Below are 15,699 nucleotides of genomic sequence, written 5' to 3' on the forward strand. Positions count from 1 at the left end.
AAGAGGGATACCTTCTAGATTGTAAGTAAACTTTTTTTATATGGATATATATTTTATCGGTTAATGGGGTAGTTAATGAGAATCACTTCAAAATTATCTTTGTAATAAATTAGGACTATAGTTATTTTCCCATATATTATTATAGCGAGTCACTTCATTATTCCAACGTTCCTCATCCCAGTTTAACACAGGTAGAATCTCTTCTTTTAAACGATTTATTATTTCTCTTCCACCAGAAGGTAATAACATCCCTATGCGCACTCTGCGTAATAATAGATCATCTAGATGAGAAATAGATTCATGACGTGCTGCCCAACGAAGCTCTGACCATAATATATTCGTACTAGGTATAAATTCACAGCCATTTTCTTCAATTTCTTCTATAAAACTATCCCATCCATTTCCGTAACGACCATATAAACGACGTGTCATGGATTCACCTAAGTGAGAGTGAAGTATGGAATGACTTGTCATCTCTTGTCGTTCATCCAAGACTTTATTTTGCTGCTTATTAACATGAGTGATCTGTGGTTTTATTTTATCTAAAACTTCACGTGCTAACAAATCAAAGGTAGTTAATTTCCCTCCTGTAACAGTTAACAAACCTTGCTCTTCCCAAATGCAATGATCTCTTGATTCTTTGGAAGGATCTTTTTTTCCAGTATGAACGACGGGTCTTACTCCAGCAAATGTTGATAAAACATCTTCAGCTTTTAATTGGAAGGAAGGAAACATTTCATTTAGTGCTTCGAACAAATAGTTTCCCTCTTCAATACTAATACTCGGTTCTAAATTTAAAGAATCTTCATGATCAATATCTGTCGTGCCAACTAAGGTAACTCCCTCCCAAGGAAATACATAAATATAACGTCCATCTGCTGGATGAGAGAATCCGATCGCTTGTGCTAGTGGTAAACGCCAATTAGGAATAATTAGATGGCTTCCACGTAAAGGTCGCATCTTTGGAGCTTCACCTACCTGAGCTCTTAGTTGATCTACCCAAACCCCTGTAGCATTCACAACAATATTCCCAAATACTTCTTTTGTATTATTTGACATCATATCTTTCACTGTGACTCCACGTACACGACCCTTTTGATCTCGACATAATTGTTCTACAGAGCAATAGTTTATAGCAGTACCCCCGAGTAGCTGTCCATCTTTTAACACTCTTAATACGAGCCTTGCATCATCTGTTTTTGCATCATAATATTGTAAACCAGTGCTAAGCCCTGATTGTCTAATACCTGGCGCCATTTTGCTTATGTTATGAGAATCATAACTTCGATGATTTTTTCGATGCGCCATCATGTCATATAGGGTTAATCCTGCTTTTAACAAAATAGGATCAAACTTATTTTCCTCATAAAAAGGCATTAAAATTCCAAGAGGCTCTACAAGACCATCACATTCACTGAGTAACTTCTCTCTTTCATGAACGGAATGCCAGGTGGTTTTTAATTGACCTTGTTTTAAATAACGTAAACCACCATGCACTAGTTTACCAGAACGACTGGAAGTACCCCATGCAAAATCTTTTTTTTCTAACAGTAAACAGCGAAGACCTTGACTAGCTGCTTTTCTCAAAATTCCTGCTCCAGTAATTCCTCCACCAATAACGATGATATCCCAAGGTTCCTCGTTTAATGTATCCCAAACTTCTTCGCGGTTATTCATATCTAACACTCCTTAAATTAAGTGTTCAAAAAGTCTTGTTTTATTAAATTAACTTATCGTTATTCATTCTTTGTTCAGGATCAAGAGTATGACAAAGGGAGCGGATCATTTCCATGCCCAGTTTCGTTTTTTCATTTTCAAGATACGGTCGATGATCGGTTCCAACTCCGTGTTGATGACTGATCGTTCCACCGTTTTTAACGATTGCTTCACTTGCAGCTTTTTTTAGTTTTTCCCAGCGACGTTTGGTTTCATCTGGATCATCACCTATACGGAAAAGATAGGTAGTATATATACTAGAGCCATGTGGGTAAATATGAGAGAGGTGAGTATATGCAAATACATTTTCATTTATATCTTGCAATCCTTCTCTTAATGCACTTTCAATAGATTGAATCGTCTCTGGGACTCGATTCCATGTTGTTGCTGTTTCTAACGTATCTACCGCATAACCTTCTTGCCATAAACTGTTGCGTAAATATGGAGAACGGAAGCGATTTTTTACCCATTGCTGTCCTGGTTTTGTACCTACAAGGACACCTTTGTATTTTTTAATGATGCTTTGGGCTTGGTATAGTGAGGATTTCACACTTTTTTTACTTCCAGTAACCCCATATACAAGCATACATTTTTGTTCGTTAACACCGTTCATTTTCAACCACTTGTCTAATAATGTGAGCACTTTGCTTTCTCCTGCCATCGTTAATGTTGAGATCGTTTCTTCTGGTAAGCTTAAACGCATCATCGAAAGAGGAATACCTTGTTGTGCAATTTTTCTAATGGCAGCCATTCCTTGCTCAGGAGTAGGAAAAAAAGCTGAATAAAACTGTTCCATTTCTGGTAGGGGAGATATTTTAACTGTTGCTTTTGTAACAATACCCAATCTGCCTTCTGAGCCAAGCACAAATTCACGTAAATTTGGTCCAGCAGCTGATGCTGGTAGATTTGATATTTCTAAACTACCTACTGGTGTTTCCATTTCTCCACCCACAAATAGTTGTTCAATTCTACCATATTTCAACGATTGTTGACCTGCTGAACGCGTGACAATCCAACCACCAAGGGTAGAGTACTCAAATGATTGAGGAAAGTGTCCTAGAGTAAAACCTTTAGCTTGTAATGCTGCTTCGAGGTCAGGACCTTTAATGCCTGCTTGGAATTGTGCAAGGCACCCTTCTTCATTTAAATCAAGTAATTTATTCATTCTACTAACATCTACTGTTATGGTCGGTTTGTCTCCTTTGAGCGCTGCTAAGTGACCAACAACGCTAGTCCCTCCACCATAAGGTACAATATGTGCATCTATTTTTTTTGCAAATTGGAGCAATTCGCGAACTTCTTGTTCATTTAAAGGAAACGCTACACCATCTGGATAAGTTGGTATTGTGCCACTTCGAATTGCATTCCAATCACCAAAACTTTGCCCAACAGCATGACGAAGTCTTTCCAGTGGATCTGTGTTAATCAGTTGGTGTTCAGGTAATCGAGATGCTGGTACATTACTAAGTGCTTTATCTAATGATATATCTTGTGGTTTATTACCAGGACCTAATTCATTTTTTAAAAATTCTATTGCTGATTCAGGTAATTCAACATTTACAGATTCATCACCCCAGCCATTCCATCTTCTCAATTTAATTCCCCCTTAGTTAATAAAATATATAATGATTGAAGTAATCGCTTACAAAACAACTAGAACTATTTCAAAACTCTACTAACTTAAATAAAATAAAAAGTTTGCATTGATGCTTGCATTAATTTGATGCGTTTTTCCATAACGTGATGCTTTTTAACATATCTTCTTTAGTGATTTGTTCTGCTTGAATTGGATCCCTTGCCATTGCAGCTGCTAACAAACGAGTATAAAACAAGCGGGTAGCTTCTCGATTTTGTAGATGAGAAAAATACAATTGCCCCATGTGTTCATAAATTCGAGAAAAACTATTAATTAACAGGACATAAATTGGATTTTCAGATAGAACAGATAATTGTTTTTGCAGTTCCCAATCAAATGATGTGAAACTGGCAGGATCATCTTTTAGTTCATCACTTTTAGCCAAAATGGCAATGACTTTAGCAGGGTTTTTTAACACTGCGTCGTGAACAAATGCCGGTGCTAAAGAAGAGCGAACTTCAAGAAGGTGAACTACAAAATTTTTAGTTGGCTGTTCCGTATTCGCTATAATATTTTCAAGTGTGTTTAAATTGCCTTCCTGCCAGAAGTGATTCACGAGAGTGGGTTGCCCTTTACGAATGGTTAGCCACTTATCTCGTGCTAACCTTTGTAGGGATTCTCTTAATGTAGTACGTGCAATGCCTAACTTGGATGATAATTCTCTTTCTGGTGGAAGTGTACTTCCAGGCGGAAATTCATTATTTAATATCGCTTTGATTAATAATTGATCTATAGTTTGGGTAGGGTTTACATAGGTTTGTTTTTTTTCCAAATGAAAAGCCTCCAGTTTTTTTGAAATATTCTGAAATTATTCTCTGATTTATGGTCAGTCCTCTTTCTAACTGTGGTCTTACCACAAATATATAACATTGAAGTCTTTAAGTAAAGGGGTAATCTAAAGTATATTAAACCCATAATGATTAGAAATTGATATAATATTCATTAATTTTTGTAGTATAATATAGTTTCATCTGTATAATAACAGGAGATTAAACAATGCAATCTATTCAAATTATTATGATTATATTTTCTATATTTATGGCTCACTCATTACATGAATTTGGTCATGTTTTTTTTGCAAGATTAATGAATGCTCAAGTGAATGAAATTTCAATTGGGGCAGGACCAATTATATATAAAAGGAGCACATTAACAATTAGACTCGGTTTCTTTTTAGGCGGTTATTGTAATTGGGGAGAAAAGGAATTTTTAAATGGTTTTCAAATAAGTCTAATTCACCTTGGCGGAATTATATTTAATTTAGTAAGTGCTTCGATTTTTTTATTATTGATGTCGTCGTTTTCTTCGAAAGTAATTTATCCTTTCCTCCCTTTTGGTTTATATTCCTTTGCCCTGGTTGTAATCAATGGGATTCCATATAAATTTGCATTACTAAAAAGTGATGGATGGCAAGTATTGGAGGTTATATATTTTTCGATTAAAAGCAGGTTAAAAAAAGGTTGAAACCAACAATCTATAAAAGCGTATTAAATTTGGAAACGTTTTAGTGGAAAAATATATATTAATAAATAACTTATTTGAATAGCATTAGTAAATTAAATCACTAGAATTAAATGGTAAGAAATCATTAGAATGGACTGAATATATAGGATTCCTACTTTGCAAGAAGATGAAGTATTAATAAAAACAATTGCAGGGGCGATAAGTATCGGGACCGAATTACCTCAATATGATGAAAGCGATGTTTTAGACAATTATCCAAATTATCCCAAAAACACTGGTTATGAGAGCTTTGGAGAAGTTGTAAAGATTGGTGATAGCGTAGAGTCTATAAAATTAGGCGATAAGGTTGTTGCTTTTTATGGTCATCAAACGTTTGGAATTGTAAAAAAGGATAAAGTGATCAGAGTACCTAAACAATTAAGTGCTTCAGAAGCTTTAGTGGTAAAACAAAAAGGTGAAATTTATATCTTATCAGATGGAATTTACATTGATTGCAGAATTTTATGAAAAAGAATTAAAGGTAGTGGGATCAAGTGATGGATGGAATTATCAGAATGAAACAAAATTACCTATCAAGCACTCATAAATTGTTTTGAAGAGTTAAGTGCTGGGACAATCAGTCCATTGAAAGTATTAGTAACTTATTAAATTTTAAATGCTTTATTTAGATAATGGTATAGAGATGCTTAATTTCATAAATTAGGAGGATGTTATGATTCGTATAGTATTATTTTTTGGCTTATTATTATTAACTGCTTGTTCAAGTGAGGAAACTTTGTTAGAAGAAACCCCGCCAAAAGAAAATGTTTTAGATCAAACAGAGGAGGAGAATAACAAAATCAGAAGTAACAAAAACAGTGTGGTAACTGAGGACGGGAAAATAACTTTCACAATTTTTAATTATGTAAATGTGTCTCAAGAGAAAGTGGAATCCATAAAAAAAGAGCTGTTAGACGCATACAATGTTATACATCAGTCCATTGAAACAAATTATGTACCTTCTGAGACTATCAATGTATTTTTAAGTGAAGGTTATGAACAGTCTTGGGGTATAAGAACTAGTGTCAATTTGTATAACATAAAGAATGAAAAATATCCGCTTGTTCATGAACTGACACATACCTTACTTGGATATGGAGAACATTTTGGATCAGAAAAAGGGTACTTTACCCAAGAGGGATACGCTGTCTATATGGGTAATAAGTACGGAAAAGTAAACAAACCATTGCATTGGATTATGAAACGATATATAGATGTAAAACATAACATTCCATTACAAAATTTAATAGATTTAAATATAGATGATGAATATTTCAGACCAGAGCAAGACTCTACACTTCAAAGAAAGAGTTACATACATGCAGGTTCTTTCATTACCTATTTAATAGATACATATGGTATTCATAAATTTGAAAAAATTTACAATACAGACCACTTAGATATGAAATTTCAAGAAGTATATGGTAAGACAATTAATGAGTTAGAAAAAGAATGGATAGATTATATTAAGGAAATAACATCTTAAACGATATAGGTAGAAATTCACATAAAATAAGGAGCTGTTATCATGTCAAATTTTCTAAATGATTTTCAAAACTCAGTAGGAAAAGTAGTAATTGGTAAAGATCGAGTGGTTGAGCTATTGTTGATCTCATTATTAAGTAAAGGGCACGTATTACTAGAAGATGTTCCTGGGACTGGGAAAACCAAATTAGCTAAAACCTTTGCAACTCTCATAAATGGTTCATTCCAACGTATTCAATTTACACCTGATGTGCTTCCAAGTGATGTGACAGGTATACAATTTTTCAATCCAAAAGATCAGGAATTTCAATTAAGATTAGGTCCAGTTCATACTAATATATTGTTAGCAGATGAAATAAATCGGGCTACCCCACGTACACAATCTAGCTTACTGGAAGCAATGGAGGAGAGACAGGTTACGATCGATGGACAAACCTTTAAACTTCCTGAACCCTATATTGTGTTTGCAACTCAAAATCCAGCAGAATCACATGGCACCTTTCCATTACCAGACGCACAGCTTGATCGATTTTTAATGGTGATTCCAGTGGGTTATCCTACTTTTGATCAAGAAAAAGAAATGATGAACAGATATCGAATGGAAGACCCTCTTTCGGAAATTGAGGCTGTGATAGACATAGAGAAAATTACTAGTTTACAAGATGAAATTAAGACAGTAACAATCACAGAAGATATCGAAACCTATATGCTTGCGATTATTTATGCTACTCGTGAATCAGAGTTAATTGAAACTGGGGTTAGTCCTCGTGGGACGCTAGCATTTATGCGAGCGATTCAAGCGAAAGCATTTTTGAATGGACGCACCTTTTGTTTACCTGAAGATGTGATAGATTTAGCACCTTATATTTTAAGTCACCGTCTTATACTATCCACGGAAGGATCATTAAAAACAACGAATAGTCAAGTGATTCAGGAAATAGTTGAAGCCATAGAAGTCCCTGTTGAATCTGGAGCTATCGAATCATGATGTGGGAAAAAGAAGTTCATATCCCGGAGATATTTAAACATTTAGGGTACATATTACCCATCGTATTTGTTCTAACTTATTTCCTAGTTTCGTCACCGTTTTTTTTATATTCTATGTTTTTTATTTTTGTTATATATGGAATAAATTACTATAACTTACAAACGATTCATAACAAGATTAGACTAATAGATAAAAAGAAAACGATTCGATTATTTCCTAATGAGATGGCGACTATCCCGGTGGTTATTAAACATAAAGGTATCATTCCACTAACTCAAGGACATATCTCTTTTCAATGTTCAGACACTATAAAGTGTCTGAATACATCGAGTTCAATCGAAGGAAACAATAGATCTATATATAAATTCCCAATTTCATATCAATACAAATCTATGAAATCTTATTCAATTGAAATCTTAGCAAAAAAACGCGGTACTGCAAATTTACAAAACCTAGAATTAAAAGCTATTGATCCGTTTTATATCAGTTACTCATCATTATTATATAAATATAAATTTCGAACAGAAGTCATCGTTTTTCCAGAACCTAAACAAATAGCTAATGTTAATATGTTAACGAAAATGAAGGGTGGAGATTATGTTACTCACCACTCTTTATTTGAAGATACCAGCTTGATAAGAGGTGCTAGGGAGTATACAGTAAATGATCCTTTTTCACGAGTTCATTGGGGATTATCAGCAAAAAACAATACACTTATGACAAAAGAATTTGATAAAACAACTTATGTGAAGTGGACCATCATTTTAAATGTTTTGCTAGACCATCCATCATCCTGGAGTTTTTCTTCTAAATTTGAAGATTACATTAGTTATGCAACATATATGTGTCAATATGCCCATAAGTTTGATATTCCGTTTGAGATGTATTCGAATGTTGTAATGAACTATAATCAATCTCAATTTCATATAGAAACAGGAAAAGGGAAAACACATTTATTAAAATCAATGGAGATGCTTTCAAGAATATCTCCAGGAGGTTTTTCAATTAATTTACTGCCCTTTTATACTTCATTGAAGAGAAAACTAGATCAAGACGGGATTATTATATATATTGGTAACCAAGGTGATAAAACAGTTAACTTTTTAAGCTCTCAAAATCAATCTGGTACAACGATATTTACGGTGGATGTAACAGATGATTCTGCAAATTTAAAACCATTCACTATGTCTGCAAGGAGGGGATCCTTTGCTTAGTTTTATAAAAGATCATTATCTTGTTTGGGTAAACTATATTTACGAGGCATTTTTTGTGTATTATGTAGTGATCTTACTATCTCTGCTTCATCAACAGATTCCTTTATATGTCCCCTTCATTATCACTTATGTGGTAGGAACATTTCCTATAACATGGGGTATAATAAAAGGAGGATCTACCTTAATTTATAGCTTTATATCACTTCTGGTTATATTTATCTTTGCTCTATTATTTGATTTTACTATTTATCATACAATACTTATTACCATTATATCGATTTGGAGGTTTACTGTTTATTTAAATGAAGAAAAACAAGAGGGCTTGGAAAAACAGATTATGTTTTCTCTGCTTATCATTCCTTTTTGTTTACTATGGTTTACTGACTTTATGGTTGATCATGTACTTTATCTGTTTTTTATACAAATTATACTTTTTCCTTTGGTAAAGAGGGAAAACGTGGCAATAAATGAAAATAGAAAAGAGAACATGTGGATGTTTTTGAGCATGATAATCGTTAGTCTATTCATCGCTTTATGTGTTTATTTTATTTTACCAATATTGTCTGAAGTAATCATATATATAGTTTCTTTTATTTTCATATATTCGTTAGGGAGAATAGTTGAATGGCTAGTTTTAAAGATTGGAACTATTGAAACTATAGATGAATATTTTTCTGAAATGGAATCAGGAGGAGCTAATGAAGTTCCGCCTTCAATAGAAGGAGTGAACTCAAATATGTTACTTTCAACAATACTTACATCCTTAGTTTATATAACTGTAATCATCATTGTTGGGCTTCTTTTCATTTACTTATATAAACGAACTAAAAATGTTGTGATTGCAAAAAACTCAAAAAGTATAATGCTCCCAACAGAACTTTTTGAAGAATCAGAAAGTTTCATGAATATAAAACAAAAATACTCTTTCCACAATAATAAAATGATTAGAAAGAAGATTGATCGGTTTGAACATGATTTAGCTAAATATGGTAAGGGAAGGAAACCTTCTGAAACGATAGATCATTGGCTCACACGTATTGATGTAGATAAAAATCAATCAATGAAAATGATAGAGGTTTATAAAAAGGCAAGATATGGAGTTGAGAAAATCAATAAACAAGATAAAAGAAGTTTTATAGATTCCATTAAAAAAATAAAAGGTAATTTTAAGAAGAAAATATAACTAACTTTTCAATTGAAAACAAAAAAGGAATAAGGTATTTTAAGTTTTAGGAGTGTTTTATTTGATAAATAATCAAAAGTTAATTCACTTTGTTAACCCATATTATACTGACAAAGACATGATGCATGATTTAAGTCATATCAAAAGAATATTGCAAACAAGTAAACGTATCATGCTTCGATATAAAGAAGCGGATGAAGAGCTGATTACTTACGGATGTTATTTTCATGGATTTATTTATAATCATGAAGCGGATATTGTGAAATTTTTAGAAGAAAATGAAGTAAAGCCATCCAAAATTCAAAAAATCATTAAAGTTGCTTGGGAGTCATTAAAAGATCAAACTCCCGATACATTAGAAGGTAAAATCGTGCACGATACTCATCTAATTGAAGGGGGTAAAACATTTATCATTGTTAAATGTTTAGTAACTGGTACGGCTAGAGGGCAGTCACTGGAAGAAACGATAAATTTCATTGAATCGAATATTTTAGATAAAGGAAAATGTTATTTGCCTGAAGCCATTCCAATTTATCAAGAAATGCAAAGTTTTGCTAAACAATTTATAGTTGATTTAAAAGATGGGTTAGAGTTGAAGTGAAAAATCAGATCTTTGTTAGAAGGAGTAAATACATATGATAAATCAAGTTAAAATAGCAATTATTTCAGATATTCATGGAAATTCATGGGCTTTAGAGGCTGTATTAGAAGATATAAAAAAAAGAGGAGTGACAGATGTCGTAAATTTGGGAGATAGCTTAACTGGTCCATTAGATCCTCGTAGGACTGCTGAAAAGCTTCAATTTCATAAAATAACATCTATTAAAGGCAATCAGGATAGACTTATTCTAAAACCTACAGAAGAGTTCATCGAATCTAGTACTTATACATATGTAAAAGAACAGCTATCCTCTGATGACCTATTATGGTTGGATCAACAGTCGGAAACATTATCATTGAATGAAGATATTTTTCTATGTCATGGAACACCATCTTCTGATGAAGCCCATTTACTTGAGGAAGTTACACAACATGGTGTTTATCTTAGAAATTCTGAAGAAATTGAGAAAGATGTAAAAGATATAAAAAAATCCGTAATTTGTTGTGCACACAGCCATGTACCTAGAACAGTTTATTTACCAACTGGACAAATTGTTTTAAATCCTGGTAGTGTAGGAATGCCAGCATACGTAGATGATTTACCATATCCTCATCATATGGAGTCTGGAAATCCCCATGCAAATTATGTAGTTTTAAATAAAAATAATGGACCTTGGACGATTGAACATCTTGTAGTACCTTATAATTGGAATGCAGCTGCAGATAAAGCAACAGAAAATGGTAGAGATGATTGGGCGAAATGGATTAAGCTAGGTCGTATATGATATATATTTCAAAAAGGTGGACTGTTCAATAGTATGAACGTTAGCATTCAATCTATTTGTTGGGATAAGGTATGGTCTTTGCTGGCTTCGTTAATCAACCTCAATTTTTCTACTCTAGTTAATTTTTTTAATGCATATTCTTTTTTTAATGCATCTGATTTAGTATCACATTCTTCAAAATATACGATCTCTACTGGCAACCTTGCTCTAGTATATTTTGAAGCTTTTCCTTGATTATGAACTTCAACTCTCTTATTCATATTATTAGTATATCCGGTATATAAGGTATTGTCTGAACATTTTAATATATAAACGTAAAACATAAAAACCACTCCGCTTAATTTTCTAGTTAATTTTACAAACTGGAAACCACCATAAAAATACCTGTAATTAAAAGGATACCATAAGTAATGATACGAAATGTTCCTTGATCAATCCATTTAAATAATAACTGACCAAATAATATACCTCCAATTACCGCTGGTATAGCAACTAATGCTGAACTCCAAACCATTTGATTTGTACCTCCAAAAATGATTTGCATGATGAGACTGATCAAATATATAAACAAATAGTAGCCTAATGTCGTACTTCTCAGTGCTGTTTTGTCAGTATTTACCCCAGAAAAATACAATAACAAGGGAGGACCTGGTACTCCGATACTAGTTGTTAGTAAACCAGAGATACCTCCTGTAAAAAAGTCCTTCAATGGAGTTTGTTTCATAGTGAATTTAAAAATTAAAAGCAAGGTTAAAACTAGAATCAATATCCCAATCAATAATTTAAAAGTTTCTACATTAAAGGTTAGATACACCAATAAACCTGGAATAATGCCAATCGAACTTCCAACAATTAATCTTGTTACTAGTGTTTTATTTATTTCATTTCTTATTTTATATATCATAAAAACAGAAATAAAAAGAGAAAGTATGATATTGATTTGAATCGCTGATTGCACAGGATATATTAAAAATAAAAAAGGTGTACCCAGAATGGAGAAACCGAAACCTGTACTTGTTTGTAAGGATGTAGCAATAAATACAATACTAATTAAAATTACCCATTCCACGAGATGCCCTACTTTCAGTATAAGATTTAAATTGATTGTAGAAATTGTAAAAATAAATCTGCTGTTCTAGTTTTCAAATTAGTAGAGTGCGTTATACATATAAACTCTCTCTCAATAGGATAGTTTTTGAGTTTGATTGGTGTGATTGTGTTTAAAATGATTTCCTTTTGAATGGCTGATTTTGAAATAATTGAAACCCCTAAACCAGCTTCTACCGATTCTTTTATGATTTGAGATGTACCGAATTCCATGACCGATTTGGGTGAGAATTGAAAATGAGAAAATACTTTATCTACTGTATTTCTAGTGCCTGAACCTGGTTTTCTTAAAATCCATTGTTCTTTAAGTAACTGCTCAAATTCAACTTCCTTTTGTTTTGCTAATGGGTGTTTAGAGGAAACTATAACAACTAATTCATCTTTTAATAATGTAAATGATTCTAACTCAGTCAAATCAATATGATCTTCAACTATACCAAGCTCTATCTCATGATTAATGACATGGTTAACGATGTCTTGTGAGTTTTTAATTGTAATATTAGGTGTTACCATAGCGTGTTTTTCAGTGAATTGTGAAATGATTTTAGGCAAGTGATACTCTCCAAAAGTATAACCAGAGCCAATATGAAGGGGGCCGCTAGGAATAAGTTTTAAGTCATCTATTAATCTCTGGACATGAGCATATTGATTTATAATTTTTTTAGCATGAAAATATAAAATTTCTCCTGCTCTAGTTAACCTGACAAATTTATTAGTTCGGTCAAATAATTTAATTCCAAATTTTTCTTCTAATGTTTTTATATGGATGCTTACTGCAGACTGAGTTAGATGCAGTTCCTCGGCTGCACGGGTAAAGTTCTTCTTTTCAGCTACAGCTATAAAAATATGTAAATGATGATCCACCTATTGTCACAACCTTCATCCATCATTAATAATTTTCATTATAAACATAAATATAATATATTTTACAAATGATATGATTAAAATTATTCTAAGTATACACAAAAAACCATGAGATTGAAACCATGGAAAGGAGAAAAGTTATGAATCTACAACATTTTCCAAGAAGAATATATACTGAATATAATACACCTATTCAACCTTTGCGTCATTTATCAAAAATATTAGGTGGTCCGAATATATACATAAAAAGAGACGATTTATTAGGTTTAACAGGGGGTGGGAATAAAACTCGAAAACTTGAATTTTTAGTTGCTCATGCACTAGAGCAAGGTGCGGATACTTTGATAACAACAGGAGCTGTTCAATCCAACCATTGCAGATTAACTCTTGCGGCTGCTGTAAAGGAAGGGCTTAAATGTAGATTGCTTTTTGAAGAAAGAAATCGAAAATATGATCCGAATGGAAATGGTAATCTTTTTTTGGACAGATTGATGGGGGTTGAAAAAATTAAAGTAGTTCCGGACGGTACAGACGTTGTATCAGAAATGGATATAATGAAACAAGAATTAGAATCAGAAGGACGCAAAGGTTATATTGTAGCTGAAGGTGGGGGCAATGATATTGGTGCAATGGGATATGTAAATTGTGTTCATGAGATTTTAGAGCAATCACAAGAAATGGAAATTCAATTTGATCATATTGTTACTGCTAGTGGAAGTGGTGGTACACATTCCGGGCTTGTCGCAGGTATTCATGACAGTACAGTAAATATCCCTGTAACAGGTATAAATGTTCGGCGGGGTAAATTTCAGCAAGAACAAAAAGTGTATGGAATAATTCGTAATCTAGTTGATCGACTTGATTTACATGATGATGTACCAAGAGAAGCTGTTCATTGTTTAGATGACTATATTGGACCTGGTTATGCACTGCCTTCTGAAGATACAATAGCTGCAATTCAACTTTTGGCTCAAAAGGAAGGTATTTTGCTTGATCCAGTTTATACTGGTAAAGTAATGGCTGGATTAATAGGATTAGTTAAAGAGGGCTATTTTTCACATGATAGCAATATACTATTCCTTCATACAGGAGGTACTCCTGCAATTTATGAATTCAAGTCAACTATATTAAATCAGCATATCTTAGGTTGAAAACATTACTTCTGTCTTTACATTAAGGTGAGCTCATCAATTTGGGAGTTTTGTTATGGAAATATGAAGTGTATGCACATTTTATATAAAAAGTTTGAAAGCAGGATAAACATAATTACAAATAAAGTTAATCCAAAAATAAATGTAATGATCTCTACTGCTCCTAGGAATTTTTTTATGATGATTTCATGTAACATTAATAAACCACCTTCCATGATATCCTTTGTATCATTGTATACGATATAAAAGGGAAAAAGTAACAAAAATTTTATAAATTATTTAAAATGGATGTCTTTAAAAAAGATTTAATTTACATCCCTATATTCAACAGATTTTCTAATTGTTTTAGAATAACAGTTAGTTATTATTTACTGGACTAACAGTTTGAGAACTAACACTAGATAAAAGTGTGATTTTATTGGAATATGAATAAAAGAATATTATGGAAAGAGTCTTTAATACCACTGTATTTTCAAAGGAAAGAATTTGGATAATATGAATTATAAGGAGGATAGAAACTAGCTCCAAAATAATATTTAATAAGTGATAAATTAACAAAAGTTGTATGAAAGTATTATTTTCTTAACTGTTATTTTAATTTTATGAGATTGTATTTAAACCCTAATGTCATCCCAACATTTAGAATCCAATGAATAGCAAAAGGAACAAATATGTTATGGGTTTGGAAATAAATCCAGCTAAATACAAGACTAGGGAAAGCAATATTAATCAACATGATAGGCTTTTTAAAATATCGAGTATGGAATCCAATAAATAATAGCGTTGTTATAATAATAGCAAGCCATGCATGATTGAACGTGATAAAAATTAAGTTTTGAATCAGTCCCCTAAACAAAAGCTCTTCAAATAATACAACGAAAAACATAAAATAAAACAAGGTAAAAAGCGAATACTTTTGATAGCTTTTATTTGTATCATCAATCCATTTCGAAGGAATATAGTATGCTAAAACCATGCTATATAACAACAAAACTATGGAAGTAATTATCACGCTTAATAGGATATAAATTGGTTCATGAAATGAAAAGAATAGCCTGCTACTGAGAACATCCTTATTAATAAAAATAAAAATAGTAACAATTAAGATTAAGGTATAAACAACAAAGATCCGTATCGCATCTTTGGGATGAAAATCTTTTGTTTTACGTACTGTTTTTTTAAAATCTGACATCCCATTTTCCTCTTTTGTCCATGTATTAATTTCATAATACAAACATTGTTTTCTTAAACTATTATACATTAGTTATGACGATAATTATAAACTTAAATGTGTCATGGATTATTTATATAATAATCAATAAACAGAGAATATAATAAAACGGTAATTTTTTATTTAATTAGAAAATTAAAATAGTCAATATTAAATGTTGAGTAAAAAAATAGAAACTTTCTCCAGTAATTATCGTTTATTAATATTATAGAGATAAATTGATATTTTAAATATGA

Annotated in this window: 15 protein-coding genes and 1 pseudogene; 9 read left to right on the forward strand and 7 right to left on the reverse strand. The window is 32.2% G+C overall.

Annotation, left to right across the window (positions count from 1 at the left end; translation table 11 throughout):
• Positions 1 to 93: 93 nt before the first annotated feature.
• The 3 genes from ERL59_RS02840 to fadR all read right to left on the reverse strand — a co-directional run bounded on the left by ERL59_RS02840 (position 94) and on the right by fadR (position 4,124).
• Entirely contained in the window at positions 94 to 1,677 is a 1,584-nt protein-coding gene (locus tag ERL59_RS02840; RefSeq protein ID WP_160644293.1) for a glycerol-3-phosphate dehydrogenase/oxidase, read from the reverse strand.
• Positions 1,678 to 1,720: 43 nt separating this feature from the next.
• The gene (locus ERL59_RS02845; RefSeq protein ID WP_160644295.1) at positions 1,721 to 3,310 is read right to left on the reverse strand and encodes an FAD-binding oxidoreductase; all 1,590 of its coding nucleotides are present in this window, start codon (positions 3,308 to 3,310) and stop codon (positions 1,721 to 1,723) included.
• Positions 3,311 to 3,431: 121 nt separating this feature from the next.
• The gene (fadR, locus tag ERL59_RS02850; RefSeq protein WP_160644297.1) at positions 3,432 to 4,124 is read right to left on the reverse strand and encodes a fatty acid metabolism transcriptional regulator FadR; all 693 of its coding nucleotides are present in this window, start codon (positions 4,122 to 4,124) and stop codon (positions 3,432 to 3,434) included.
• A 224-nt stretch (positions 4,125 to 4,348) separates the two neighbouring features.
• Here fadR and ERL59_RS02855 point away from each other — a divergent pair, with 224 nt between their 5' ends.
• The 8 genes and pseudogenes from ERL59_RS02855 (at position 4,349) to ERL59_RS02890 (ending at position 11,110) form a co-directional block, all read left to right on the forward strand.
• On the forward strand, positions 4,349 to 4,816 hold the full coding sequence (locus ERL59_RS02855) for a site-2 protease family protein (RefSeq protein ID WP_160644299.1): 468 nt from the start codon (positions 4,349 to 4,351) through the stop codon (positions 4,814 to 4,816).
• A 91-nt stretch (positions 4,817 to 4,907) separates the two neighbouring features.
• A pseudogene (locus ERL59_RS02860) lies at positions 4,908 to 5,464 on the forward strand (alcohol dehydrogenase catalytic domain-containing protein).
• Between the two features lie 64 nt (positions 5,465 to 5,528).
• Entirely contained in the window at positions 5,529 to 6,341 is an 813-nt protein-coding gene (locus tag ERL59_RS02865) for a hypothetical protein (protein WP_160644301.1), read from the forward strand.
• 42 nt (positions 6,342 to 6,383) lie between these two features.
• A complete protein-coding gene (locus tag ERL59_RS02870; protein ID WP_160644303.1) occupies positions 6,384 to 7,328 on the forward strand; it encodes an AAA family ATPase in 945 nt (314 codons plus the stop codon).
• Complete coding sequence (locus ERL59_RS02875) at positions 7,325 to 8,542, forward strand: DUF58 domain-containing protein (RefSeq protein WP_160644305.1); 1,218 nt, start codon at positions 7,325 to 7,327, stop codon at positions 8,540 to 8,542. Before ERL59_RS02870 ends, ERL59_RS02875 begins: the two co-directional genes overlap by 4 nt.
• Complete coding sequence (locus ERL59_RS02880; RefSeq protein ID WP_160644307.1) at positions 8,535 to 9,725, forward strand: hypothetical protein; 1,191 nt, start codon at positions 8,535 to 8,537, stop codon at positions 9,723 to 9,725. Before ERL59_RS02875 ends, ERL59_RS02880 begins: the two co-directional genes overlap by 8 nt.
• A gap of 61 nt (positions 9,726 to 9,786) precedes the next feature.
• Positions 9,787 to 10,326 carry an HD domain-containing protein gene (locus ERL59_RS02885; protein ID WP_235929768.1) on the forward strand — a complete coding sequence of 180 codons (540 nt, stop codon included), beginning with the start codon at positions 9,787 to 9,789 and terminating at the stop codon, positions 10,324 to 10,326.
• Positions 10,327 to 10,360: 34 nt separating this feature from the next.
• The gene (locus tag ERL59_RS02890) at positions 10,361 to 11,110 is read left to right on the forward strand and encodes a metallophosphoesterase family protein (protein WP_160644309.1); all 750 of its coding nucleotides are present in this window, start codon (positions 10,361 to 10,363) and stop codon (positions 11,108 to 11,110) included.
• Positions 11,111 to 11,157: 47 nt separating this feature from the next.
• Here the strand turns inward: ERL59_RS02890 and ERL59_RS02895 are convergent, their stop codons facing one another.
• Genes ERL59_RS02895 through ERL59_RS02905 form a run of 3 tightly spaced genes read right to left on the reverse strand, consistent with a single transcriptional unit; the run spans position 11,158 to position 13,081 of the window.
• Entirely contained in the window at positions 11,158 to 11,433 is a 276-nt protein-coding gene (locus ERL59_RS02895) for a GIY-YIG nuclease family protein (RefSeq protein WP_160644311.1), read from the reverse strand.
• Positions 11,434 to 11,465: 32 nt separating this feature from the next.
• On the reverse strand, positions 11,466 to 12,179 hold the full coding sequence (locus ERL59_RS02900) for a sulfite exporter TauE/SafE family protein (RefSeq protein WP_160644313.1): 714 nt from the start codon (positions 12,177 to 12,179) through the stop codon (positions 11,466 to 11,468).
• Positions 12,180 to 12,205: 26 nt separating this feature from the next.
• Entirely contained in the window at positions 12,206 to 13,081 is an 876-nt protein-coding gene (locus ERL59_RS02905) for a LysR family transcriptional regulator (protein WP_160644315.1), read from the reverse strand.
• Positions 13,082 to 13,221: 140 nt separating this feature from the next.
• Between ERL59_RS02905 and cuyA the strand changes: the two genes are divergently transcribed.
• On the forward strand, positions 13,222 to 14,232 hold the full coding sequence (cuyA, locus tag ERL59_RS02910) for a D-cysteate sulfo-lyase (protein WP_160644317.1): 1,011 nt from the start codon (positions 13,222 to 13,224) through the stop codon (positions 14,230 to 14,232).
• 589 nt (positions 14,233 to 14,821) lie between these two features.
• Here the strand turns inward: cuyA and ERL59_RS02915 are convergent.
• On the reverse strand, positions 14,822 to 15,424 hold the full coding sequence (locus ERL59_RS02915; protein WP_160644319.1) for a CPBP family intramembrane glutamic endopeptidase: 603 nt from the start codon (positions 15,422 to 15,424) through the stop codon (positions 14,822 to 14,824).
• Between the last annotated feature and the right edge of the window lie 275 nt (positions 15,425 to 15,699).

This window comes from Chengkuizengella marina (assembly GCF_009910845.1).
GTDB classification, from domain to species: Bacteria; Bacillota; Bacilli; order Paenibacillales; family KCTC-33759; genus Chengkuizengella; species Chengkuizengella marina.

Excerpts from the sequence above, each read along its gene's own strand:
- ERL59_RS02840 (WP_160644293.1), bottom strand. The coding sequence starts at position 1,677 with ATGAATAACCGCGAAGAAGTTTGGGATACATTAAACGAGGAACCTTGG.
- ERL59_RS02855 (WP_160644299.1), top strand. The coding sequence starts at position 4,349 with ATGCAATCTATTCAAATTATTATGATTATATTTTCTATATTTATGGCT.
- ERL59_RS02865 (WP_160644301.1), top strand. The coding sequence starts at position 5,529 with ATGATTCGTATAGTATTATTTTTTGGCTTATTATTATTAACTGCTTGT.
- ERL59_RS02870 (WP_160644303.1), top strand. The coding sequence starts at position 6,384 with ATGTCAAATTTTCTAAATGATTTTCAAAACTCAGTAGGAAAAGTAGTA.
- ERL59_RS02875 (WP_160644305.1), top strand. The coding sequence starts at position 7,325 with ATGATGTGGGAAAAAGAAGTTCATATCCCGGAGATATTTAAACATTTA.
- ERL59_RS02890 (WP_160644309.1), top strand. The coding sequence starts at position 10,361 with ATGATAAATCAAGTTAAAATAGCAATTATTTCAGATATTCATGGAAAT.
- ERL59_RS02895 (WP_160644311.1), bottom strand. The coding sequence starts at position 11,433 with ATGTTTTACGTTTATATATTAAAATGTTCAGACAATACCTTATATACC.
- cuyA (WP_160644317.1), top strand. The coding sequence starts at position 13,222 with ATGAATCTACAACATTTTCCAAGAAGAATATATACTGAATATAATACA.
- ERL59_RS02915 (WP_160644319.1), bottom strand. The coding sequence starts at position 15,424 with ATGTCAGATTTTAAAAAAACAGTACGTAAAACAAAAGATTTTCATCCC.